The sequence below is a fragment of the Actinomadura luteofluorescens genome (assembly GCF_013409365.1).
Taxonomy (GTDB): Bacteria; Actinomycetota; Actinomycetes; order Streptosporangiales; family Streptosporangiaceae; genus Spirillospora; species Spirillospora luteofluorescens.
Map to the genome: position 1 here is coordinate 9,256,058 of NZ_JACCBA010000001.1, position 23,178 is coordinate 9,279,235.

Below are 23,178 nucleotides of genomic sequence, written 5' to 3' on the forward strand. Positions count from 1 at the left end.
TGAGGCGCGCGGGCGGCGGCAACGGGCCCGTGAGAGGGGCGGGTCAGGGGGCCGGGGGCGCCAGCCGGTCGCGGGTCCACTCCTTGACCCCGGCGACGAACGCCTCGACGTCGGCGGCCTTGCCGGAGGCCATCTCGCCGAACCAGTCCGGCACGTACCGCTCGAACCGCCCGCTCTCCAGGACCTCCAGCACGGCCGCGGCCACCTCCCGCGGCGGCAGGGCGTCCGCGACGTCGCTGAGCGGCGGCTCGTTGCCGGGCAGGGTGAACAGTTCCGTCCCGGCGATGAGCGCGGGCTGGATCACGTGGACCTGCACGCCCGTGCCGTCCAGATCGACCGCCATGCTCTCCCAGAACGCGGTGAGCGCCGCCTTGGACGCGGAGTAGGCGGCCTCGTGCGGCGGGCCGAGCCGCGCCGCGACCGAGCCCATCGCGACCAGGTGGCCGCGCCCGCGCGCGACCATGCCCGGCAGCAGCGCCAGCGTGAGCCGCACGGGGGACAGGTAGTTGAGCCGCACGACCTCGTCGGCCTCGGCGGGCGCCAGGTCCTGGACGCGGCGCCGCTTCGGCATCCCCGCGTTGTTGACCAGCACGTCGACGCCGCCGAGTTCGCGTTCGGCCTCGGCGGCGAGGTCGGCGACCGCGTCGAGGTCGGCGAGGTCGGCCGCCCACATCGCCGAGTCCGGGGCGTGCGCGCGGCACCGGGACAGCACCTCCGAGAGCCTGTCCTTGCGCCGCGCCACCAGGCCGACCCGCGCCCCGGCGGCGGCGAGCGCCTCCGCCACCACGGCGCCGATGCCCGACGAGGCTCCCGTGACCAAAGCGGACCGTCCGGTGAGAGTCGCCATGCGATCCAACGTCACACACCCCGGAGCCACCGGCAAGGCACCCCGCCGCCGCCCCCGCGAAGGCGGGCCGCCGAAATGTCCGGCGGCGCCCGCGCCGTGTCGGTAAGGTCGTGGGTTTCGCCCCCACCACCCTCGCAGCCGGAGGTCTGTCCGCATGCCCGCCGAGTCCGCCGACCCTTCCGAACCCGCGGTCCTCGCAGCCGAACGCGCCCATCTCGCCGAGTCCCGCGCCGCCCTGCGCCGGATGCGCGAGCACGCCGAGGGCCTCTCCGCCGACGTCGCCGCCGACTGGGTCTCCAAGCAGTTCCTGGAGTCCCTGCTCGACCAGCGCGTCGAGGCGCTCGCCGACCACCCCGACACCCCGCTGTTCTTCGGCCGCATGGACCGCGGCGGCGCGGCCGGCTCCGACCTGCCCGCCGTCATGTACGTGGGGCGGCGGCACGTCCACGACGGCGACGAGGGACGCCCCCTCGTGCTGGACTGGCGCGCCCCCGTCTCGCGGGCGTTCTACCAGGCCGGGCCCGCGGACCCGATGGGCTGGCGGCTGCGGCGCCGCTTCGGGTTCCAGGCGGGCGAACTGACCGCGTTCGAGGACGAGCCCCTCGACGGCGGCGGCACGCGGCCGGGGACGGGCCCGTCCCGGATCCTGACCGATGAGATCGAGCGGCCCCGGACCGGCCCGATGCGCGACATCGTCGCCACCATCCAGCCCGAGCAGGACGTGATCGTCCGCGCCGACCTGCCCCGCAGCGTCTGCGTCCAGGGCGCGCCCGGCACCGGCAAGACCGCCGTCGGCCTGCACCGCGCCGCCTACCTGCTGTTCACCCACCGGGAGCGGCTGTCGCGATCAGGCGTGCTCATCGTCGGGCCGAACCGCGCGTTCCTCGCCTACATCGCGGCGGTGCTGCCCGCGCTCGGCGAGGTCCGGGTCGAGCAGGCCACCATCGACGACCTGCTCGGCCCGCCGCTCGGCGACGAGCCCGCGGACGTGGCCGCCCTCAAGGGCGACGCCCGGATGGCCGGCGTGCTGCGCAGGGCGCTGTGGCTGCACGTCCGCAAACCTGAGGAGGGGCTCGTCGTCACGCGGGGCGCGGCGCGCTACCGGCTCGCCGACCACGAGATCCGCGAGATCGCCGCCGCGCTGCGCGGCACGACCCGCTACGGCAGCGGCCGCGCCGCGTTCGCGCAGCGGCTCGCGCACCAGATCCTCGTGCGGATGGAACGGCGCGGCGAGGCCCCCGACGACCGCGTCCAGGACCAGGTCGCGCGGAGCAGGCCGGTCAAGCAGGTCCTCGACGCGGTGTGGCCGAAGGTGAGCGCCGAGCAGGTCCTGCACCGGCTGCTGTCGGACGCCGATCTGCTGAGCCGGGCGGCGAAGGGCGTCCTCGACGAGGACGAGCAGGCCGCGCTCCTGCCGGCGAGGCCCGCACGCTCGCACCGCTCCGCCAGGTGGACCGCCGCCGACCGGGCCCTCCTGGACGAGCTGAACGACCTCATCGAGCGCACCACCTCGCTCGGCCACCTGGTGGTGGACGAGGCGCAGGACCTGTCCGCGATGCAGTTGCGGGCGCTGGGACGCCGCTGCGCGACGGGCTCGGCGACCGTCCTCGGCGACCTCGCGCAGGGCACGACCGCGTGGTCGGCCCGCACATGGAAGGAGGTGCTCGCCCATCTCGGGCAGGACGGGGAGGTCACCGAGCTGACCCTCGGGTTCCGCGTCCCGGGGACCGTCCTCGACTTCGCCGCCCGCCTTCTCCCGCACGTCGCTCCCGGCCTGGAGCGGCCGCGCTCGCTGCGCCCCGGCGCCGGGGCCCTCACGGTGCGGCGCGTCGACGACCTGGCCGCCGCGACGGTCGAGGCCGCCCGCGCCGCGCTGGCCCGCCCCGGTTCGGTCGGGCTGATCGTCCCGGACGCGCGGGCGGGCGCGCACGCCGCGGCGCTGGAGGCCGCCGGGCTGGAGCACGAGGTCCTCGGGCCCGAGTCGCCGGGCACCGGACGGCTGCTGGTCATCCCCGCGACCCTCGCCAAGGGCCTGGAGTACGACCACGTGATCGTCGCCGAGCCCGCCGCCATCGCCGCGGCCGAGGCGCGCGGGCTCGCCCGCCTGTACGTCGTGCTGACCCGGGCGGTCACCACGCTGGCCGTGCTGCACGAGGACGACCTGCCCGCCGAGCTGGCGGAGCCGTAGCCGGGCGCCCTACCCGGGTTCGGCCGCCGGGCGCTCCCGCGGGCGCAGCCCGTCGAAGGCGATCCGCAGGACGTCCTCGCGGGCCCCGGCGCGCCCGGCGGCGTAGGACATGCCGGCCAGCAGCGCCATGACCTCGCCCGGCCCGACGTCGGCGCGGACGACGCCGGCCTCCTGCGCCCGTCCGAGCAGGACCCCGAGGGCTGACTTCAGGTCCGGCCCGGCGCGCCCGGTGGCCTGCCGGGCGTCGACGCCGGCCTCGGCCAGCGCCTCGGTCACGGCCTGCTTGGCGGCCGCCTGCGAGACCACCCGGGTGAAGAAGCCGAAGAACGCCGCGCCCGGGTCGTCCGCGGAGCGCAGGTCCCGCGCCTCGGCCGCCAGCCGTTCCAGCAGGGCGACGAGCACGGCCTCCAGCAGCGACTCCTTGGTGGGGAAGTGCCGGAACACCGTGCCGATGCCGACCCCCGCCTTGCGCGCGACCTCCTCGGTGGAGGCGGAGGTCCCCTGGACGGCGAAGACCTCCTCGGCCGCGGCGAGGACCTTGGCGCGGTTGCGCAGGGCGTCGGCGCGCAGCGGCCTGCCGGAGGCGGGTGATGTCATCGCGGCCTTCCGTTGACAAGTGGAGTCTTGACTCCATATTTTTTCATGCGGAGCACGTACTCCGATTCTAGGGGAGATCGCATGTCAGAGTTCGCCAGCCCCCGGGCCGTCTTCCAGCGGCTGATCGACGGGATCACCGCGCTGCGGCCGGAGGGCCTGCCGCAGCTCTACGCGCAGGACGCGGTGGTGGTGCACCCCTTCGCCCACCCGGCCTCCCGCCTGGAGGGCCGCGAGGCGCTGCGCCGGCACTTCGCCCAGCTGGAGACGCTGCCCGTGGAGCTGGAGGCGCGCAACGTCGTCGTGCACGAGACCGCCGACCCCGAGGTGATCATCACCGAGTTCGAGTACGCGGGACGCAACACCCGCAACGGGCGGGAGTTCGTCGTGCCCAACATCTTCGTCCTGCGGGTGCGCGACGGGCACATCGTGGAGTCCCGCGACTACGCCCACCACCGCGCGTTCGACGAGGCGATGGCGTGACGCCCCCCGCCGCCGCGTCCCCCCGCGAGGTGTTCGCGCGGCTCGGCGCGGGCATCTCGGCCGGACGCTGGCACGAGCTCGCCGCCCTCTACGCCGAGGACGCGGTCGTCGAGCAGCCCTTCGCCCTCCCGCCCGCGCCGCCGCGCCTGGAGGGCCGCGCGGCGATCGACCGGCACTTCCGCGCCGCGGCGCGCGGGCCCCTCGAACTGCGCGCCTGCGACGTGCTGGTGCACGACACCGGCGACCCGGAGGTGATCGTCGCGGAGTTCGGCTACGACGGGCGCGTGACGGCCTCGGGCCGCGCGTTCCGCGTCGCCAACATCCAGGTGCTGCGGGTGCGCGACGGGCTGATCGCCGAGACCCGCGACTACCACGACCACCCGGGCTTCGCGCGGGCCCTGCGGGACGGCTGAGCGGGACGGCCGAGCGGGGCAGCCGGGCCGGTGCGGCCGGGTGCGGGCGGTTGACTGGCCGTCCCGGCCGTTCCTAGGGTGGACGTCGGCATACCGACCGGTTGGTATGTCCCGTTCCGGGTGGCCGCCGCCACCCACGCCCCGCGCGGAGGCCCCGTGAGCACAGCACCGCCCGACGCCGACGAGCTGAGCAGGCGGGCTGGCGAGTTCCTCGCCGCCCACGACCCCGCCGCGACCGAACCCCTGGAGTTCCTGCGGGCCCGGTTCGACGCCGGGCTCGCCTGGGTGCACTACCCCGAGGGGCTCGGGGGGCTCGGCGCCCCGCGGCACCTGCAGCCCGCGGTCGACCGCCGGTTCGCCGAGGCGGGCGCCCCGACCAACCACCCCGAGCGCAACGGGATCGGGCTCGGGATGGCCGCGCCGACGATCCTCGCCTTCGGCACCGAGGAGCAGAAGCGCCGCTTCCTGCGCCCGCTGTGGACCGGCGAGGAGCTGTGGTGCCAGCTGTTCAGCGAGCCCGGCGCCGGCTCCGACCTCGCCGCGCTCGCCACCCGCGCCGTCCGCGACGGCGACGCCTGGACGGTCAACGGCCAGAAGGTGTGGACGTCCATGGCGCACGAGGCGCGCTGGGCGATCCTCGTCACCCGCACTGACCCCGGCGTCCCCAAGCACCGCGGCATGACCTACTTCGTCTGCGACATGACCGCGCCGGGCGTCGAGGTGCGCCCGCTGCGGCAGATCACCGGCGAGGCCGAGTTCAACGAGGTGTTCCTCACCGACGTGCGGATCCCCGACGAGCACCGGCTCGGCGAGGTCGGGCAGGGCTGGCGGGTGTCCACCACGACGCTGATGAACGAGCGGGTCGCGATCGGCGGCAGCGCCGCGCCGCGCGAGAGCGGCATGATCGGCGTCGTCGCCGCGCTCTGGCGGGACCGCCCCGAGCTGCGCACCCCCGGCCTGCACGACGCCCTGCTGCGCGCGTGGGTGGAGACCGAGGCGGCCCGGCTCACCGGGGCGCGGCTGCGCCAGCAGCTCACCGCCGGGGAGCCCGGCCCCGAGGGGTCGGGCGCCAAGCTCGCCTTCGCCAAGCTCAACCAGGAGGTCTCCGGGCTGGAGCTGGAACTGCTCGGCGAGGAGGGCCTGCGCTACGACGACTGGACGATGCGCCGCCCCACCGAGGTCGACTTCACCCGCCGCTCGCCCGGCTACCGCTACCTGCGCGCCAAGGGCAACTCCATCGAGGGCGGCACCTCGGAGATCCTGCGCAACATCATCGCCGAGCGCGTCCTCGGCCTGCCCGGCGAGATCCGCGTCGACAAGGACGTGGCGTGGAAGGACCTGCCCCGATGAGCGACCTGCTGTACGGCGAGATCGAGAACGACCTGCGGGCGAGCGTCCGCGAGGTGCTGGGCGACAGGGCGCCCTGGGCCTCGGTCCTCGCCGGCACCGAGCGGGACGAGCCCTGCGACGCGGCGCTGTGGCGGACGGTCGCCGGCGAGCTCGGCTGCGCGGGCCTGCCGGTCCCCGAGGAGCTCGGCGGCGCCGGCGCCACCTGGCGCGAGACCGCCGTCGTGATGGAGGAGCTGGGCCGGTCCGCCGCGCCCGTCCCGTTCCTGTCCAGCGCCGTGATCGCCACGGCGGCGCTGCTGGCCGCCGGGGAGCGGGAACTGCTCGCGGGACTCGCCGCCGGGGAGCGGATCGCGGTCCTGGCGGTCCCGTTCAGCGCCGCGCCCGGCGACGTCCGGACGACGGTCGAGGCCGCGGACGGGACGCTCACCGGCGAGGTCACCAGCGTCGCCGACGGCATGGCGGCCGAGGTGCTCCTCGTCCCGGCCGGGGACGGCCTGTACGCGGTGGACGCCGCCGACGCCCGCCGCACCGCCGCGACCTCGCTCGACATGACCCGGCGGCTCGCCGACCTCGCCTTCTCCGCCGCCCCGGCCAGGCGCGTCGCCGAGGGGACCGGCGCCGTGCGGGCCGCGCTGCGCACCGGCGCCGCGCTGCTGGCCTCCGAGCAGCTCGGGCTCGCCGAGCGCTGCCTGGACGACACCGTCGCCTACGTGAAGACGCGCTACCAGTTCGGCCGCCCGGTCGGCTCCTACCAGGGGCTCAAGCACCGGCTCGCCGACCTGTGGACCTCGATCACCCAGGCCCGCGCCGTCGCCCGCCACGCCGCGTCCTGCGTGGCCGCGGACGACGCGGACACCCCGATCGCGGTCGCCGTCGCGCAGGCGCACTGCTCCGCGGTCGCCGTGAAGGCGGCCGAGGAGTGCGTGCAGATGCACGGGGGGATCGGCTTCACCTGGGAGCACCCGGCGCACCTCTTCCTGAAACGCGCCAAGGCCGACGCCATCGCCCTCGGCACGCCCGACCGGCACCGGGCGGCCCTCGCCTCGCTGGTGGACCTGCCTCCGGCCTGACGGCGGTCGGACGGCGGTCGGACGGCGGTCGGACGGCGGTCGGACGGCCCCGCGCCGGAGCGCGGGGCCGTCCGGCTAACCGGTGATGACCGCCAGGATCCGGGCGCCCTCGGGGAACGCGCCGCGCTCGGCCAGCGCGAGGACGCCGAACATCATCTTCGCCGTGTAGATCCGGTCGAGGACGATCCCGTGCCGGCCGGCGAAGTCGTCGGCGAACGCGTCCAGTTCCGGGGCGGTCCTCGCGTAGCCGCCGAAGTGGAAGCCGTCCTCGACGCTCCAGTCTCCGCGCCGCTCACCGTAGGTCTCGCGCTGGAGGCGCGCCACCTCCCCGGTCATGAAGCCGCCCCTCAGCACCGAGAAGCCCACGGCGCGCTGGCCAGGCGCCAGGCCGGCGGCGAGCCCGGCCAGCGTCCCGCCCGTCCCGCAGGGGCAGCACACCACGTCGAATCCCGGGACCTCCGCGCCCAGCTCGGCGCAGCCCCGGACCGCCGCCGCGTTGCTACCGCCCTCCGGCAGGAGGTAGAAGCCGCCCCACCGCTCCCGCAACGCCTCGACGACGTCGGGTTCGTGCTTGCGCCGGTAGGTCGCGCGGTCCATGTAGGCGAGGCGCATGCCCATGCTCTCGGCGCGCGCGAGGGTGTCGTTCAGCGGCAGGTGCTCCTCGCCGCGGATCACGCCGATGGTCGCGAACCCGTGGATCCTGCCCGCCGCGGCCACGGCCCGGATGTGGTTGGAGTAGGCGCCGCCGAACGTCAGGAGCGTCCCGTGCCCGCGCGCGGGCCCGATGTTGTGCCGGAGCTTGCGCCACTTGTTGCCCGGCAGCTCCGGGTGGATCAGGTCGTCACGCTTCAGGAACAGCCGGAGCCCCCGGCGCGCCGCCCGCTCGTCCGCCAGCTCCACCACGGGTGAGGTTCTCTCGGGAGGCGTCATGGCATCGGCAGGCCGAGCCTCCCGCGCAGCGTCCGCTGCACCTCCTCGATGCCCGGCCGCGCGTCGACGGTGACCACGTACTCCTTGCGGCCGAACAGCTCCAGGATCGGGTCGGTCCGCTCGTGGTAGTCGCGCAGCCGCTCGGCGAGCGCCTGCTCCGTGTCGTCCTCGCGGGAGACCAGCTCGCCCCCGCACACGTCGCAGCGGCCCTCCTGCGTCGGGCGGTCCGCGATCAGGTTGTAGTCCATCCCGCACCCGTTGCACAGCCGGCGGGCCAGCACCCGGCGGCGGACCTCCTCGTCCGGCAGGTCCAGGTGGATCACGCCGTCGATGTCGTAGCTCTCCAGGAAGAACTCCGTCTGCCGCCGGCTGCGCGGGAACCCGTCGACGACGAACCCGTAGTTCCAGTCGTGCTGGGCGAGCCGGTCGCGCACGACGCTCTCCGCGAGATCGTCGCCGACCAGCTCGCCGGACGCCATGATGCGCCTCACCTGCGCGCCGAGCTTGGTGTGGTTCTTGACGTGCCAGCGGAAGATGTCGCCGACGCTGATGTGGACGATGTCCAGATCGCGTGCGAGCAGCTCGGACTGCGTGCCCTTGCCGCTGCCGACGGCGCCGATGATGACGTACTTGCGCATGGGGGAGAGCCTATGCGCGCCGCCCCGGTCAGAGGGGGAGGCGCAGGCGGCGGCCCAGCCTCCGGAAACGCGAGTCGGGGGCGCTCTCGGGAGACTCGTCGCGCACCGTCAGGCTCTCCAGCAGCGTGTCGAACGCGGGCGGGCGGACGCATACCAGCGTCGCGCGGGCCCTGCGGGCGCAGTGCAGCCGCACCGACGGGCGCAGCAGCCGCGAGAACGGGCCCCGCGCGCCGCGCCCGACGACCAGGATGTCGTCGTCGCCCGCCAGCCGCACCAGCGTCGCGCCCGGCTCCCCGACGAGCGCCAGCGCGGTCATCTCCACGCCCTCGGGCGGGCCGCCGCACACCTCCGCCAGGAGCCGGGCGATGAGCTCGGCCCCGGAGCCGCGCAGCGCCTCGGTGATGCCGCAGCCGAGCTGGCCCGCCGCCGACACGTGCGGGGGCAGCGGTGCGGCGTGCGCGACCAGCAGCGGCAGCCTGCGCAGCCGCGCCTCGCCGATCGCCCAGGAGAGCGCGCAGCGCGCACCCGCGGAGTCGTCCACCCCCACCACGACGCGGGGCCCGCCCTCCGGTCTCGCGATCACGGTCCCTCCTGTGGCCGCCGGGTGACAGCAGTCTAGACAGAAGGCATACCCGTTCCGGCGCGAGAGTTCCAGGTTCCGGCGGAGGTTCCCGGCGATCCCGGGCCGAGGGCGTGGCCGCTGGACCATCCGGCGCCGGGCGGGGCAGACTTCCGGTATGGCCGCATCGCACGAGCACGACTCCTCCTGCGCCGTCGCGCACGGCGACGTCCAGCCCGAGACGGGGGAGCGGACGCTGGTCGCGGTGTTCGCCGGCCCCGTCGCCGACCACCTGCTGCGCTACGCCGCCGACCTCGGCTACCGCACGTTCCTCGTCGACCCCGACAAGGACCGCGGCGGCGCGGCCGACCTGCCGTCCCTGGACGCCACCGCCGACGTCGTCGTCACCGACCACCACCGGCCCGAGCTCGGGCCGGTCCTGCGCGACGTGCTGACGCAGCCCGTCCGGTGGGTCGGCGTCATGGGCAACCCGCGGCATCCCGCCCCGCACATCCCGGCCCTCACCGAACTCGGCGTCCCCGCGGCCGACATCGCCCGCGTGCACCGCCCGATCGGCCTCAACATCGGCTCCAGGACCCCCGCCGAGATCGCCCTGGCGACCCTCGCCGGTCTGATCGCCGACCGCAACGGCCGCCCCGGCGGCTTCGAGTTCTAGTGCTGGCGGTCGCCTACGACGCCTTCGCCGGGCCGCTGGAGATCCGGGAGCTGCCCGACCCGCGGGTGCCGCCCGGCGGCGCGGTGATCCGGGTCGAGGCCACGGGCGTGTGCCGCAGCGACTGGCACGGCTGGCAGGGCCACGACCCCGACATCCGCTCCTTCCCGCACGTCCCGGGCCACGAGCTGGCGGGCACGGTCGAGGAGACCGGCGCCGGCGTCACCCGCCTGCGGCCCGGCGACCGCGTGACCGTCCCGTTCGTGTGCGCCTGCGGCCGCTGCCCGTCGTGCCAGGCGGGCGACCAGCAGGTCTGCGAGGCCCAGACCCAGCCCGGCTTCACGCACTGGGGCTCGTTCGCCCACTACGTCGCGATCGAGGCAGCCGAGGTGAACCTGGTGCGCCTGCCCGACGAGATGGCCTGCACGACCGCGGCCGCGCTCGGCTGCCGGTTCGCCACCGCGTTCCGCGCCGTCCTCGCGCAGGGGCGGGTCCGCGCGGGCGAGTGGGCGGCGGTGCACGGCTGCGGGGGCCTCGGGCTGTCCGCCGTCATGATCGCGGCGGCGGCCGGCGCGCGGGTCGTGGCGGTCGACGTGTCGCCGCAGGCGCTGGAGCTGGCGCGCCGCTGCGGCGCGACGGCCGTCGTCGACGCCGCGGCCCACGACGACGTGGCCGAGGCCGTGCGCGAGGCGTCCCACGGCGGCGCCCACGTCTCGCTTGACGCGCTCGGCAGCCCGGCCACCGCCCGCGCCTCGGTCGAGTCCCTGCGCCGCCGCGGCCGGCACGTCCAGGTCGGGCTGCTGCCGCCCGGCGCGGGCCGCGCCGACCTGCCGATGGAGCGGGTGATCGGCTGGGAGCTGGAGATCGTCGGCAGCCACGGGATGCCCGCCCACGCCTACGAACCGATGATGGAGCTGGTCCGCGCCGGGACGCTGCGTCCCGACCTGCTGGTCGGCCGTGTGCTGGCCCTGGACGACGCACCGGCCGCGCTGGCCGCGATGTCCGGACCGGGGATCACGGTGATCGAACCTCGGCGCCGGCGGCCTCCCGGCGACGGCTCCGGTCGCGTCCACGGGACGCGGGCGTAGGATTCGAGGTGATGCCCGTGTTCTGTCGGTGGGCTCGTCTACGGTCGGAGGCGACGGCGCCCGCCGCCCCTCGCCGCCCTGGCGATGCCGCCCAGCAGAGGTGACGACCACCATGCCCGACACCATGCCGAACACCATCGAGACAGACCGTGACTTCCAGGCGCTGGCCGACCCGTACCGGCGGGAGTTGCTGGCGCACTGCTACCGGATGCTCGGCTCCATCCACGACGCCGAGGACCTGGTGCAGGAGACCTACCTCCGGGCATGGCGCTCCTACGGCGGCTTCGAGGGCCGCTCCTCGCTGCGCACCTGGCTCTACCGCATCGCCACGAACGTGTGCCTGACCGCCATCGACCAGCGCGGCAACCGGCCCATGCCGTCCGGCCTCGGGGCGCCGAGCGACGAGCCGGAGCGGCCCGTGGTGGCCTCGGACGAGGTGCCGTGGCTGGAGCCCGCCCCCGACGCCGTGCTCGGGGCCGACGCCGCCGACCCGGCGACCATCGTCACCGCGCGCGAGAGCACCCGCCTGGCGTTCGTGGCGGCCCTGCAGCACCTGCCCGCCAAGCAGCGGGTCGTGCTGATCCTGCGGGACGTGCTGAAGTGGCGGGCCGCCGAGGTCGCCGAACTCCTCGACACCTCCACCGCCGCGGTCAACAGCGCGCTGCAGCGGGCGCGCGCGCAGCTGGAGGAGAACGCCCCCCTGCGCGACGAGCTGGTCGAGCCGACCGACCCCGGTCAGCGCGACCTCCTGGAGCGCTACGCGAAGGCGTTCGAGACCGCCGACATCGCGAGCCTGATCGAGCTGTTCAAGCAGGACGTCGTCTGGGAGATGCCGCCGTTCCCGCAGTGGTTCGTCGGCGCCGACCACGTCGTCCGGCTCATCCTGGCGCAGTGCGGGCCCACTCCCGGCGACATCCGGATGGTCCCGGCCGCCGCGAACGGGCAGCCGGCCTTCGGGCTCTACATGCGCGACGACGAGGGCGTGCACCGCCCCTACCAGATCCAGGTGCTGAGCATCACCGGCGACGGTGTCGCGCACGTCTCGGTGTTCTTCGACACCAGCCTGTTCCCGGTGTTCGGGCTGGCCGAAAGGCTCTGACCGCGCACCCTCGCCTTCCACTGGGCGGAAACCGGGGCGGGGTGCGCGCCGCGCCGGCTGCGAGGGTGGTGGCCGGGCGGGGCGCCGCGGCGGCCTCCCCCGAGTGGGAATGGGAGGGGTATGGACAAGGTCGTGGCCTCGGCGGCGGACGCCGTCGCCGACATCGGTGACGGGGCGTCCCTGGCCGTCGGCGGGTTCGGGCTCTGCGGGGTGCCGGCGGTCCTCATCTCCGCCCTCCACGAGCGTGGCGCCGCCGGCCTCACGGTCGTGTCGAACAACTGCGGGCTCGACGGCCGCGGCCTCGGGCAGCTGCTCGCGGCGGGCCGCATCGCCCGCGCGATGGGCTCCTACGTCGGCGCGAACAAGGAGTTCGCGCGGCAGTACCTCGCCGGCGAGATCGAGGTCGAGCTGATGCCGCAGGGCACCCTCGCCGAGCGGCTGCGCGCCGGCGGCGCCGGGATCGCGGCGTTCTTCACCCCGGCCGGGGTCGGCACGATGGTCGCCGACGGCGGGCTGCCGTGGCGGTACGCGCCCGACGGCACCGTCGCGGTCGCCTCGCCCGCCAAGGAGGTCCGCGAGTTCGGCGGGCGGGAGTACGTGCTGGAGGAGGGCATCACCACCGACTTCGCGCTCGTCCGGGCGGCGGTCGGCGACCGGCACGGCAACCTGGTCTTCGACAAGGCGGCCCGCAACTTCAACCCGCTCGCCGCGATGGCCGGGCGGGTGACGCTGGCCGAGGTCGAGCGGCTCGTGGAGCCCGGCGAGATCGACCCCGACTCCGTCCACCTGCCGGGCGTGTTCGTCCAGCGCGTGGTGGAGCTGACCCCCGGGCAGGCCGCCGACAAGCCGATCGAGACGCGCACCCTGCGCGGGGGAGGCGGCGCCTGATGCCCTGGTCCCGCGACGAGATCGCCGCCCGCGCCGCCTCCGAGCTCCCCGACGGCGCCTACGTCAACCTCGGCATCGGCCTGCCGACGCTGATCCCCGGATTCGTCCCCGCGGGCCGCCAGGTGATCCTGCACGCCGAGAACGGCGTCCTCGGCGTCGGCCCGTACCCCACCGAGGACGAGGTCGACCCCGACCTGATCAACGCGGGCAAGGAGACGGTGACCGTCCTGCCCGGCGCGGCCTGCTTCGACTCCGCGCTGTCGTTCGGCATGATCCGCGGCGGCCACATCGACATCGCCGTGCTCGGCGCGATGCAGGTCTCGGCGCGCGGCGACCTCGCCAACTGGTCGGTCCCCGGAAAGATGATCAAGGGCATGGGCGGGGCGATGGACCTCGTGCACGGCGCCCGCAGGCTGATCGTCGTGATGAGCCACACCACCCGCGAGGGCGAGCCCAAGATCGTCGAGGAGTGCTCGCTGCCGCTCACCGGCCGGCGCTGCGTCGACCGGATCATCACCGACCTCGGCGTCGTGGACGTCACCGGCGACGGTCTCGTGCTGGTCGAGACGGCCCCCGGCGTCACCGCCGACCAGGTCCGGGCGGCGACCGGGCCGCCGCTGACCGAGCGCGCCCCGGCGGAGGGCGAGCGAGAGGGGACGAGGCCATGACGCACCCGCCGTACCTGTACCCGGGCTACAGGAGCACCGTGCTCCGCGCCCCCTCGCAGGACCTGGTCATGCCGAAGCCGGGCCCGGACAGCGTCGAGCTGACCTCGCCGGTCTTCGGGCACCAGGAGCTGGGGCGAAGGGACCACGACCTCACCGTCCAGCACGCCGGCGAGCCGCTCGGCGAGCGGATCGTCGTGACCGGCCGCGTGCTGGACGGCGCCGGCCGCCCGGTGCGCGGCGCGCTCGTGGAGGTCTGGCAGGCCAACGCGGCGGGCCGGTACCGGCATCTCGGCGACCTCCACCCGGCGCCGCTCGACCCCAACTTCACCGGCGCCGGACGCTGCCTGACCGACGGCGACGGCCGCTACCGGTTCGTCACGATCAAGCCGGGCGCCTACCCGTGGGGCAACCACCACAACGCGTGGCGGCCCGCCCACATCCACTTCTCGGTGTTCGGCACCGCGTTCGCCCAGCGGCTCGTCACCCAGATGTACTTCCCGGGCGACCCCCTGTTCGCCCACGACCCGATCTTCCAGTCGATCCCGGACGAGCGGGACCGGGAGAAGCTGGTCTCCCGGTTCGACCTGGACACCACGACGCCGGAGTGGGCGCTCGGCTACCAGTGGGACATCGTCCTCGGCGACACACCGATGGAGGCCTGATGGGCACGCCGTCCCTCGCGCACTCGGGCATGACGCCGTCGCAGACGGTCGGCCCCTTCTTCGGCTACGCGCTGCCGTACGCGGCGGGCCCGGAGGTGGTCCCGCCGTGGCGGCCCGACGCGATCCGGGTGCGCGGGCGCGTCCTGGACGGCGCGGGCCAGCCGGTGCCGGACGCGCTGCTGGAGATCTGGCAGGCCGACGGGAACGGCGAGGTCCCGCGGCGGCCCGGCGGCATCGTGCGCGCCGGGCACGGCTTCTCCGGCTTCGGCCGGTGCGGCACCGACGCCGACGGCGGCTACTGGTTCAGCACCGTCAAGCCCGGCGCGGTCGGCGGGAGCGCGCCCTACATCGCCGTACTGGTGTTCGCCCGCGGCCTGCTCAAGCCGGTCTTCACCCGGCTGTACTTCCCCGAGGACGAGGCCGCCCGCGCGGCCGACCCGCTGCTGGAGGCGGTCCCGCGGGAGCGGCGCGCGACCCTGGTCGCCGAACGCGAGGGCGAGCGGGAGTACCGGTTCGACGTCCGCCTGCAAGGGGACGGGGAGACGGTGTTCCTTGCCTTCTGACGAGCACGGGCCGCCGCCCGGCGGGCAGGGGGCCGCGCCGGAGCGTCCTCCGGCGCCGGACGCGGGGCTGCTGTCGCCCGTCCGGGCGGGGACGGAGGCCGAGGCCGCCACCGGCGACCTCGCCTACCTGACCGCGATGCTCGACGCGGAGGCGGCGCTCGCCCGCGCCCAGGCGCGGCTCGGGCTCGTCCCCGCCGCCGCCGCGGAGGCGATCACCGCCGTCGCGGACGCCGGCCGGTTCGACCTGCCCGGCATCGCCCGCCGGGCGCGCGGCTCGGGCAACCCCGTGGTGCCGCTGGTCGCCGACCTGCGCGCGCTCGCGGGCGCCGCGGGCGAGCACGTCCACAGGGGCGCCACGAGCCAGGACATCGTCGACACCGGCGCCATGCTCGTCGCGGCCCGCGCCAGGCGCGTCGTCCTCGCCCATCTCGACCGGGCACTGGACGCGCTGGCCGGGCTCGCGGCGCGGTACCGCGACACCCCCATGCCGGCCCGCACGCTCGGCCGGCAGGCGCTGCCGACGACGTTCGGCGCCAAGGCCGCGGGCTGGCTCATGGGCTGCCTGGAGGCGCGGGAGGGGCTCGCCGCCGTGCCGCTGCCCGTGCAGCTGGGCGGCCCCGCCGGGACCCTGGACGCCTTCGGCGACCGGGGCCTCGACCTCGTCGCCGCCTACGCGGAGGAGACCGGGCTGGCGGCCCCCGTCCTGCCGTGGCACACCCGCCGCACGCCGGTCGCGCGCCTCGCGGCGGCGCTGGCGGTGACCGCCGGCGCCCTCGGCAAGATCGCCACCGACGTGTGGCTGCTGGCGCAGAGCGAGGTCGGCGAGGTCGCGGAGGCCGCGGGCGCGGGCCGGGGCGGCTCGTCGTCGATGCCGCACAAGCGCAACCCGGCGCTGTCCGCGCTGGTCCGCTCCGCCGCGCTGCAGGTCCCGGCGCAGGTCCAGGTGATCCTCGCCGCGCAGGCCGCGCCGCACGAGCGGCCGGCGGGGGAGTGGCACGCCGAGTGGCAGCCGCTGCGCGAGTGCCTGCGGCTGACCGGCGGCGCCGCCGAGACGGCCGCCGAGCTGCTGGACGGCCTGGAGGTGTCCACCGAGCTGATGCGCGCCGACCTCGACGACCTCCTGGACTTCCTCGGCGACGACCCCGGGACCGGTGCCGCCGCCGACCTCGTCGGCCTGGCCCTCGACGCGTACCGCAGGAGCCGCACGTGACCGCCGTGCCGCGCCACCGCCTGGACGGACCGGACGGCGCGCCCGTCGTCGTCCTCGGCCCCTCCCTCGGCACGTCCATGGACCTGTGGCTGCCGCAGCTGCCCGCGCTGACCCGCGCCTGGCGCACGCTGCGCTACGAGCTGCCCGGCCACGGCGGCGCGCCCGCGCCCGGCGGCCCGTTCACCGTGGAGGACCTCGCCGAGGGCGTCGTCGCACTGCTGGACGCGCTCGGCGTAGAGCGGGCCGCCTACGCCGGGGTGTCGCTCGGAGGCGCGGTCGGGACGGCCCTCGCCCTGCGCGCCCCCGAGCGCGTCGCGAGCCTGGTCCTGTGCTGCACGTCCCCGCGCTTCGGCGACCCGGGGCCCTGGCGCGAACGCGCGGCCCTCGTCCGGCGCGAGGGGGTCGGCCCGGTCGCGGACGGCGCGGCGGGACGCTGGTTCACGCCGTCCTTCACCGGGGCCGAGCCCTACGTGGCGATGCTCCGCGCCACCGGCGCCGAGGGCTACGCCGGCTGCTGCGACGCCCTGGCCGCGTTCGACGCGACCGCTCGCCTCGCCGAGATCCGCGCGCCGGTCCTGGTGGTCGCCGGGGCGCAGGACGGCCCGACCCCGCCGCGCGGCCACGCCGACCGGCTCGCCGCCGGCATCCCGGGCGCCCGGCTGACGGTGGTCGAGGGCGCCGGGCACCTGGCGAACGCCGAGCGCCCGGCCGAGGTCACCGAGGCGATCACCGCGCACCTGGACCGCACATGGAGGGGGACCCGCCGATGAGCGAGCGCATGTCCGACGGGGAACGGCACGCGCGGGGCATGAGGACGCGGCGCGAGGTGCTCGGCGACGCCCACGTCGACCGCGCCGAGGCCCGCAAGGACGGCTTCACCGCCGACTTCCAGGACCTGATCACCCGCTACGCGTGGGGCGAGGTCTGGAACCGCCCCGGCCTGGACCGCAGGACCCGCAGCTGCATCACGCTGACCGCCATGGTCGCGGGCGGCCATCTGGACGAGCTCGCGATGCACGTGCGCGCGGCGCTCCGCAACGGGCTGACCCCCGACGAGATCGGGGAGGTGCTCCTCCAGACGGCGATCTATTGTGGGGTGCCCGCCGCGAACGCGGCGTTCGCCGTCGCCCAGCGGGTACTCACCGAGCAGGAGTGACGGGCGCGGGCCCGGGCGGAGGAGCCAGGTGGAAGGGGACGGAGCGGAAGGCGCGCGGCCGGTCAGCGTGACGGGCAAGGTCATGGCCATCCTGAACGCCTTCGCGCAGGGCGGCGTCCGCCTCAACCTGAGCGAGATCTGCCGCCGGGCCGGCCTGCCGCTGGCGACCGGCCACCGGCTCGTCGGGGAGCTGGCCGGCGGCGGGTTCCTGGAGCGGGTGCCGGACGGCACGTACCGCATCGGCACGCGGCTGTGGCGCATCGGCAGCCAGGCCCCGGCGGTCACCGGGCTGCGGGAGCTGGCCCTGCCGCACATGGAGGACCTGTACGAGGCCACCCACGACAACGTCCAGCTCGGCGTGCTCCGCGACGACCGGGTGCTGATCGTGGAGCGGCTGCGCGGGACCCGGTCGGTGCCGGTCGTGACCCAGGTCGGCGCGACGCTGCCGCTGCACACCACCGGCGTGGGGAAGGTGCTGCTGGCGTTCGCGCCGCCGCGGGTGCGCGAGGAGGTCCTGGCCGGTGAGCTGCCCCGGCACGCGGTGCGCTCCATCACCGACCCCGGCGAGCTGCGGCGCTGCGTCGAGCAGGTCCGCCGTTCCGGCTACGCGGTGACCCGCGACGAGATGACGCTCGGCGCGTCGTCGGTCGGCGCCCCCGTGCGCGACGGCGCGGGCGAGGTGGTCGCGGCGATGTCGCTGGTGTCGAGCACCCGCAGCGCCGACCTGCGCCGGCTGCTGCCGCCGCTGACGACCGCGGTGCGCGCCCTGTCCCGGGACGTCGCGGCGCACTGGCGGACAGGCCCCGAGACGTTTTCCGCCGAGCGGAAGACCGGCGCCTGAACCTGCGGTGACGGGCGCGACGATCGGCGGGCGAACCCATCACGAGGAGGATCGATGCGGACCCAGGTGGCGATCATCGGCGGCGGGCCGGCGGGGCTGCTGCTGTCGCATCTGCTCCATCTCCAGGGGATCGACTCGGTGGTCCTGGAGAGCCGCGACCGCGAGTACGTGGAGCACCGGCAGCGGGCCGGGATGCTGGAGCAGAACACGACCGACGTCCTGCGCGAGAGCGGCGTCGGCGAGCGGCTGGACCGGGAGGGCCTGGTCCACCGCGGTCTGGAGCTGCGGTTCGGCGGCGCCGGGCACCGGATCCCGCTGACCGACCTCACCGGCCGGACCGTGACCGTCTACGCGCAGACCGAGATCGTCAAGGATCTCGTCGCCCGGCGGCTGGCCGACGGCGGCGACGTGCGGTTCGAGGCGGAGGTCGTCGCCCTGGACGCCCGCGCGCCGAGCGTGACCTTCCGCGACGGCGGCCGGGCCCGCACCCTGGACTGCGACTACATCGCCGGCTGCGACGGGTTCCACGGCGTCAGCCGCCCGGCGGTGCCGGGCCTGCGGACGTTCGAGCGCGAGTACCCGTTCGCCTGGCTCGGGATCCTCGCCGACGTCCCGCCCTCCACCGACGAGCTGATCTACGCCCACCACGACCGCGGGTTCGCGCTGCACAGCCTGCGCTCCCCGCGGGTCAGCCGCCTCTACCTCCAGGTGCCGCCGGACGAGGACCTCGCCGCGTGGCCGGGCGCCCGGATCTGGGACGAGCTGGCGGCGCGGTTCGCCACCGACGACGGCTGGGAGCTGCGCGAGGGCCCGATCACCGACAGGTCGATCACGCCGATGCGCAGCTTCGTGGCCGAGCCGCTGCGGCACGACCGGCTGTTCCTCGCAGGCGACGCGGGCCACATCGTCCCGCCGACCGGGGCGAAGGGCCTCAACCTGGCGGTGTCCGACGTGACCGTCCTGGCGCGGGCGTTCGCCGAGCGGTACGCCTCCGGGTCGGACACGCTGCTGGACGGCTACTCCGACACGTGCCTGCGGCGGGTGTGGCGGGCCGAGCACTTCTCGTACTGGATGACGGCGCTGCTGCACGCCGACCCGGCCGCGACCGGCTTCGATCGCCGGCTCCAGCGCTCCCACCTGGACTACGTGGCCTCCTCGGAGGCGGCCAAGACCTCCCTGGCCGAGAACTACACCGGCCTTCCCCTCGGCTAGGGCCTGTCTCGAAGTGGCTCCGGTCACGCGCGCGAATGCGTGACCTGGCCGGTGGAGCGAAGCCGGAGGCGAGCGGAGCCGGGCAGATCGCGAAGCGATGCCGCGTTCGCCCAGTACCGGTCACGTAGCGAGCCGCCAGGCGAGCGAAGTGGGCCGGGACGTGGAAACACAGGCTAGCGGCGGCGGGCCCGGGGGAGCCGGGTGAGATGCACGTCACCGAAATTGGCAGCCCCTGAAATTTTGCCTCCTAGGCAAGTTCGGTCTACGGTGAGACCCGTGGCGGCACCGCCGGCCCCGGCCCGGCGGCCGACGGCGCGTGCCGTGCCCCACGCGGACGCGGAAGGTGAAAGGCTTCGGCATCTGCTCGTCGTCCCCGCCCGGCCCGGCGGCGGCCGCGAGCCCGCCCCCGACCGGCCCTGACCGGCGCAGAACCGATGCGAAGGACAGCGCAGTGAGCCTCCTCGACCAGCCGCCCCGCCAGGCCGGCGCGTTAACACGACTGCGCAGGCCGGGACGTGCCGGCGCGGCCGCGGGGCGCCCCGGCGGCCGGCCGCGGCCCGTCCGCGAGCTCCTGCTGATCATCGTGCTGTTCGCCGCCTACAAGCTCGGGCGGCTGCTGGCGGACGGGCGGGTGAGCGAGGCGTTCGACAACGCCCACCGCGTCCTGCGCCTGGAGCGCGTCCTCGGGCTGCCCGGCGAGGCGGGCGTCCAGCACGGGCTGCTGCACAGCCAGTTCCTCGTGCACGCGGCCAACTCCTACTACGCCTACGTGCACTTCCCGGCGGCCGTGCTGTTCCTGCTCTGGATCTACCTGCGGCGGCCCGCCCACTACCGGTGGGTGCGCAGGGTGCTCGTGGCGCTCACCGCCGCGGCGCTCGTCCTGCACCTGCTCGTGCCGCTGGCGCCCCCGCGCATGCTGCCCGCCGCGGGGCTCGTCGACACTGCCGCCCGGTACGGACCCTCGGTATACGGGGCGCCGCAGACCGACACGATCGCCAACCAGTACGCGGCCATGCCGTCCCTGCACATCGGCTGGGCGGCCGTGATCGCGCTCGGGCTGGTCGTCACGTCCCGGACGCGGTGGCGGTGGATGTGGCTCCTGCATCCGGTCGCGACGATCGCGGTCGTCGTCGGCACCGCCAACCACTACTGGCTGGACGGGATCGTGGTGCTGGCGCTGCTGACGGTCACCGTCCTGCTGCTGCGCCCGCCGCCCGCGGACCGCCACGGCTAGGGCCTGCCTCGAAGTCGCCTGGGCCACGCGCGCGAACGCGTGAGCTGCCCGGTGGAGCGAGGCCGGAGGCGAGCGGCACCGGGCAGATCGCGAAGCGATGCCGCGTTCGCCCAGGCACGGTCACGTAGCGAGCCCCAGGCGAGCGAAGTGGGCCGGGACTGTGCGACACAGCCTAGCTTGCGGGCTCCGCGCCCAGCGTCTCCAGCAGCTCGGTCACCGGCTGCAGCTTCTCGTACAGCAGCAGGACGGGCTCGCCCGGCGCCGCCATGTCCAGCGCCGAGGCCAGCGCGCCCTTCAGATCCCCGGCCGGGTGGTGGCGCACGTCCGGGCGGACCTCCCGCAGCCCCTGGACGATCAGCCGGGTCATCTCGCCCGAGCGCCGCCCCCGCAGGTCCTCGTCCTCGTAGACGACGACGCGGCCGAACGAGCCCGCCAGCGCCCGGGCGGTCTCGCCGACCAGCTCGTCGGAGCGGTCGCCCGGCAGCGTCACCGCCGCGACCCCCGCGCCGCCCCAGCGGCCCGTGATGAACGCGCCCATCGCCCCGACCGCCGCCGGGTTGTGCGCGTAGTCGACGAGGACGGGGTTGGCGCCGACCTGGTACACGCAGCCCCGGCCGGGGTTGCGCGTGTGCGGGTCGAACGAGCGCAGCGCCCGCGCCACCACCTCCACCGGCACGCCGAGGCCGCGGGCGGCGGCCGCCGCGGCGAGCGCGTTGGCGATCACGTGGCGGGCGTGCCCGCCGAAGGAGCCCGCGACCTCCGCGGCCGGCAGGATCGGGGTCCGGCGGTCGCCGCGCGCCTCGGTCAGCCACCCGTCCCTGACGCTGTAGCCGGCGCCGCCGCGGCGCAGGTGGGCCGCGAGGACGGGGGCGTCGGGGGACAGGGCGAAGTAGCGCAGCACCGGGTCCCGCTCGCGGACCCCCGGCCGCCCGGCGATGCCCGCCGACGCCTCGTCCTCGGCGTTGAGGACCACGTGGCCGCCGTGCCGGATCTCCTCGGCGACCAGGGACTTGATGTCGACCAGGTCGTCCACGGACTCGGTGTCGTCCACGCCGAGGTGGTCGCGGGTGATGTTGGTGACGACCGCGACGTCGGCGCGGTCGTAGCCGAGGCCGCGCCGCACGATGCCGCCCCGCGCGGTCTCCAGCACGGCCGCCTCCACCGACCGGTCGCCGAGCACCATCTCCGCCGAGCGCGGCCCGGACGCGTCGGACCGGTGGACCAGGCGCCCGCCGACGTACACGCCCTCGGTGCTGGTCATGCCGGTCCGGCGCCCGTCCAGCTCCAGCATGTGCGCGATCATCCGGACGGTCGTGGTCTTGCCGTTGGTGCCGGTGACCGACACGACCGGCACGCGCGACGGGGTCCCCTCCGGGTACATCAGGCCGATGATGTCGGCGGCGACGTCGCGGCCCGCGCCCTGGTGCGGCGCCAGGTGCATGCGCAGGCCCGGCGCGGCGTTGACCTCCAGGATCCCGGCGGCGCCGTGCTCGGCGGGCGGCGGGGAGCCGGCGTCGGGCAGCCGCAGGTCGATGCCGCACACGTCCATGCCGACGGCCGCGGCGGCCCGCACGCACATCGCGGCGACCTCGGGGTGGACGTCCGCGGTCACGTCCCGGCTGGTGCCGCCCGTGGACAGGTTCGCGTTGCGGCGCAGCCACACCCGCTCCCCGTCGGCGGGCACCGACCGCGGGCCGTGCCCCTGCCGCTCCAGCAGCGCCAGCTCGGTGGGGCCGAGGACGAGCCGGGTCAGCGGCCGGTCGTGGCCCTCGCCGCGCGCCGGGTCGGCGTTGACCCGCTCCACCAGCGCCGCGACCGGCGCCGCCCCGTCGCCGACCACGCACGCGGCGGTGAGCTCGGCCGCCGCCGCGACCCGGCCGCCGACCACGAGCACCCGGTAGTCCTTGCCCGGGATGTAGCTCTCGACGAGGACCTCGCCGCCGTCCCCGGCCGCCGACGCGAACGCGGCCACCACCTCCGGCGGCGTGGTCAGCTCGATGTGCACGCCCTCGCCCTGGTGCCCCGCCAGCGGCTTGACGACCACCGGGCCGCCGACGGCGCGCAGCGCCTCCAGCGCCTCGCCCGGGGACGCCGTGACCCGCCCCTCGGGCACGGGCAGGCCGGCGTCGGCGAGCAGGCGGTGCGCGAGCCGCTTGTCGCCCGCGACCTCCATCCCGATCGCCGAGGTGGCGTCGGTCATCGCCGCCCACACCGTCCGGCGGTACCGCCCGTAGCCCAGCCGCAGCAGGTTGAGCCCGCCGACCCGGCGCACCGGCACGCCCCGCTCGCGCGCCGCCCGCGCCAGCGCCGCCGTGCTCACCCCGAGCCGCTCCTCCTCGTGGACGGCGGCGACGCGGGCCAGGTCGGCCGAGGTGTCGGGGACGAGCCCGGCGAGCGCCCCGTTCACGATCCGCACCGCCAGGGAGATCAGCCGCTCCACCACCGGGCTGGCGGACGGCTCGTCGGGCGGGCACTCCAGGATCACGTCGTACTCGGCGGGCCCGCCCGCGCGCACGGTCCGGCCGAAGAACACCTCGCGGCCGATCAGACCGGACAGCTCCAGCGTGACGTGCTCGGTGACGTGGCCGAAGTAGGTGCCGCGCGCCATCGCCTCCAGCAGCCCGCCCGGGCGGCCCGCGGAGCAGTGGTGGTCGGCCAGCCCGGGCAGGGCGTCGACGAGCCGCTCGGCGAAGCCGGGGTGGTCGGTGGTCTCGTGGCGGGTCAGGCCCTGCAGGTCCAGCCGCGCGATCGCGACCGGCCGGGCCAGGTAGACGTTCGGGCCGCCGAGGCGGCGCACATGATCGAGTCGCAC

The 23,178-nt window shown here is 75.7% G+C and carries 25 protein-coding genes; 19 read left to right on the plus strand and 6 right to left on the minus strand.

The genetic code is table 11. The features are described 5' to 3' along the window. Positions 1-43: 43 nt before the first annotated feature. Entirely contained in the window at positions 44-847 is an 804-nt protein-coding gene (locus BJY14_RS42535) for an SDR family NAD(P)-dependent oxidoreductase (RefSeq protein WP_179848770.1), read from the minus strand. 154 nt (positions 848-1,001) lie between these two features. Between BJY14_RS42535 and BJY14_RS42540 the strand changes: the two genes are divergently transcribed. After that, positions 1,002-3,035, plus strand: a complete 2,034-nt coding sequence (locus tag BJY14_RS42540; protein ID WP_179848771.1) for a HelD family protein — start codon at positions 1,002-1,004, stop codon at positions 3,033-3,035. Positions 3,036-3,044: 9 nt separating this feature from the next. Here the strand turns inward: BJY14_RS42540 and BJY14_RS42545 are convergent, their stop codons facing one another. Further along, on the minus strand, positions 3,045-3,632 hold the full coding sequence (locus BJY14_RS42545) for a TetR/AcrR family transcriptional regulator (protein WP_179848772.1): 588 nt from the start codon (positions 3,630-3,632) through the stop codon (positions 3,045-3,047). Positions 3,633-3,713: 81 nt separating this feature from the next. Here BJY14_RS42545 and BJY14_RS42550 point away from each other — a divergent pair, with 81 nt between their 5' ends. From BJY14_RS42550 to BJY14_RS42565, 4 genes are all read left to right on the plus strand, one after another. Next, complete coding sequence (locus BJY14_RS42550) at positions 3,714-4,112, plus strand: nuclear transport factor 2 family protein (RefSeq protein ID WP_179848773.1); 399 nt, start codon at positions 3,714-3,716, stop codon at positions 4,110-4,112. Continuing rightward, positions 4,109-4,525: a nuclear transport factor 2 family protein gene (locus BJY14_RS42555; RefSeq protein WP_179848774.1), complete on the plus strand. Its 417-nt coding sequence runs from the start codon at positions 4,109-4,111 to the stop codon at positions 4,523-4,525. Before BJY14_RS42550 ends, BJY14_RS42555 begins: the two co-directional genes overlap by 4 nt. Before the next feature lie 156 nt (positions 4,526-4,681). Next, positions 4,682-5,875, plus strand: coding sequence for an acyl-CoA dehydrogenase family protein (locus BJY14_RS42560; RefSeq protein WP_179848775.1), 1,194 nt, complete (start codon positions 4,682-4,684; stop codon positions 5,873-5,875). Beyond that, entirely contained in the window at positions 5,872-6,945 is a 1,074-nt protein-coding gene (locus tag BJY14_RS42565; RefSeq protein ID WP_179848776.1) for an acyl-CoA dehydrogenase family protein, read from the plus strand. The genes BJY14_RS42560 and BJY14_RS42565 overlap by 4 nt, the downstream gene beginning before the upstream one ends. Before the next feature lie 75 nt (positions 6,946-7,020). Here BJY14_RS42565 and BJY14_RS42570 read toward each other — a convergent pair whose 3' ends face one another. The 3 genes from BJY14_RS42570 to BJY14_RS42580 are packed head-to-tail and all read right to left on the minus strand — an operon-like array spanning position 7,021 to position 9,096. After that, complete coding sequence (locus BJY14_RS42570) at positions 7,021-7,875, minus strand: 1-aminocyclopropane-1-carboxylate deaminase/D-cysteine desulfhydrase (RefSeq protein WP_179848777.1); 855 nt, start codon at positions 7,873-7,875, stop codon at positions 7,021-7,023. After that, a complete protein-coding gene (locus BJY14_RS42575; protein ID WP_179848778.1) occupies positions 7,872-8,513 on the minus strand; it encodes an adenylate kinase family protein in 642 nt (213 codons plus the stop codon). Before BJY14_RS42575 ends, BJY14_RS42570 begins: the two co-directional genes overlap by 4 nt. Before the next feature lie 28 nt (positions 8,514-8,541). Beyond that, complete coding sequence (locus BJY14_RS42580) at positions 8,542-9,096, minus strand: universal stress protein (protein WP_179848779.1); 555 nt, start codon at positions 9,094-9,096, stop codon at positions 8,542-8,544. A 154-nt stretch (positions 9,097-9,250) separates the two neighbouring features. Here BJY14_RS42580 and BJY14_RS42585 point away from each other — a divergent pair, with 154 nt between their 5' ends. The 14 genes from BJY14_RS42585 (at position 9,251) to BJY14_RS42645 (ending at position 20,366) form a co-directional block, all read left to right on the plus strand. After that, complete coding sequence (locus BJY14_RS42585) at positions 9,251-9,748, plus strand: XdhC family protein (protein WP_179848780.1); 498 nt, start codon at positions 9,251-9,253, stop codon at positions 9,746-9,748. Beyond that, entirely contained in the window at positions 9,748-10,833 is a 1,086-nt protein-coding gene (locus tag BJY14_RS42590; protein ID WP_179848781.1) for a zinc-dependent alcohol dehydrogenase family protein, read from the plus strand. Before BJY14_RS42585 ends, BJY14_RS42590 begins: the two co-directional genes overlap by 1 nt. Positions 10,834-10,945: 112 nt before the next feature. Next, positions 10,946-11,932, plus strand: a complete 987-nt coding sequence (locus tag BJY14_RS42595) for a sigma-70 family RNA polymerase sigma factor (protein WP_179848782.1) — start codon at positions 10,946-10,948, stop codon at positions 11,930-11,932. A 120-nt stretch (positions 11,933-12,052) separates the two neighbouring features. Further along, complete coding sequence (locus BJY14_RS42600; protein ID WP_179848783.1) at positions 12,053-12,820, plus strand: CoA transferase subunit A; 768 nt, start codon at positions 12,053-12,055, stop codon at positions 12,818-12,820. Further along, positions 12,820-13,488, plus strand: coding sequence for a CoA transferase subunit B (locus BJY14_RS42605; protein ID WP_179848784.1), 669 nt, complete (start codon positions 12,820-12,822; stop codon positions 13,486-13,488). Before BJY14_RS42600 ends, BJY14_RS42605 begins: the two co-directional genes overlap by 1 nt. Next, a complete protein-coding gene (pcaH, locus tag BJY14_RS42610; RefSeq protein WP_179848785.1) occupies positions 13,485-14,150 on the plus strand; it encodes a protocatechuate 3,4-dioxygenase subunit beta in 666 nt (221 codons plus the stop codon). Before BJY14_RS42605 ends, pcaH begins: the two co-directional genes overlap by 4 nt. Further along, positions 14,150-14,713 (plus strand): protocatechuate 3,4-dioxygenase subunit alpha, encoded by a 564-nt coding sequence (gene pcaG / locus BJY14_RS42615; protein ID WP_179848786.1) that lies wholly within the window; start codon positions 14,150-14,152, stop codon positions 14,711-14,713. The genes pcaH and pcaG overlap by 1 nt, the downstream gene beginning before the upstream one ends. Further along, complete coding sequence (gene pcaB, locus BJY14_RS42620) at positions 14,703-15,923, plus strand: 3-carboxy-cis,cis-muconate cycloisomerase (RefSeq protein ID WP_179848787.1); 1,221 nt, start codon at positions 14,703-14,705, stop codon at positions 15,921-15,923. The genes pcaG and pcaB overlap by 11 nt, the downstream gene beginning before the upstream one ends. Next, positions 15,920-16,693 (plus strand): 3-oxoadipate enol-lactonase, encoded by a 774-nt coding sequence (gene pcaD / locus BJY14_RS46155; RefSeq protein ID WP_312879736.1) that lies wholly within the window; start codon positions 15,920-15,922, stop codon positions 16,691-16,693. Before pcaB ends, pcaD begins: the two co-directional genes overlap by 4 nt. Further along, on the plus strand, positions 16,690-17,079 hold the full coding sequence (gene pcaC, locus BJY14_RS47585) for a 4-carboxymuconolactone decarboxylase (protein WP_218905848.1): 390 nt from the start codon (positions 16,690-16,692) through the stop codon (positions 17,077-17,079). Before pcaD ends, pcaC begins: the two co-directional genes overlap by 4 nt. Before the next feature lie 28 nt (positions 17,080-17,107). Then, positions 17,108-17,920: an IclR family transcriptional regulator gene (locus BJY14_RS42630; protein ID WP_312879737.1), complete on the plus strand. Its 813-nt coding sequence runs from the start codon at positions 17,108-17,110 to the stop codon at positions 17,918-17,920. Positions 17,921-17,974: 54 nt separating this feature from the next. Further along, positions 17,975-19,132, plus strand: a complete 1,158-nt coding sequence (locus tag BJY14_RS42635; RefSeq protein WP_179848788.1) for a 4-hydroxybenzoate 3-monooxygenase — start codon at positions 17,975-17,977, stop codon at positions 19,130-19,132. Positions 19,133-19,408: 276 nt separating this feature from the next. After that, positions 19,409-19,552 (plus strand): hypothetical protein, encoded by a 144-nt coding sequence (locus BJY14_RS42640; RefSeq protein WP_179848789.1) that lies wholly within the window; start codon positions 19,409-19,411, stop codon positions 19,550-19,552. A gap of 31 nt (positions 19,553-19,583) precedes the next feature. Further along, positions 19,584-20,366, plus strand: coding sequence for a phosphatase PAP2 family protein (locus tag BJY14_RS42645; protein ID WP_312879738.1), 783 nt, complete (start codon positions 19,584-19,586; stop codon positions 20,364-20,366). Between the two features lie 172 nt (positions 20,367-20,538). On the opposite strand, the gene cphA is transcribed toward BJY14_RS42645, so the two are convergent. Further along, positions 20,539-23,178: a cyanophycin synthetase gene (gene cphA / locus BJY14_RS42650; protein WP_179848790.1), complete on the minus strand. Its 2,640-nt coding sequence runs from the start codon at positions 23,176-23,178 to the stop codon at positions 20,539-20,541.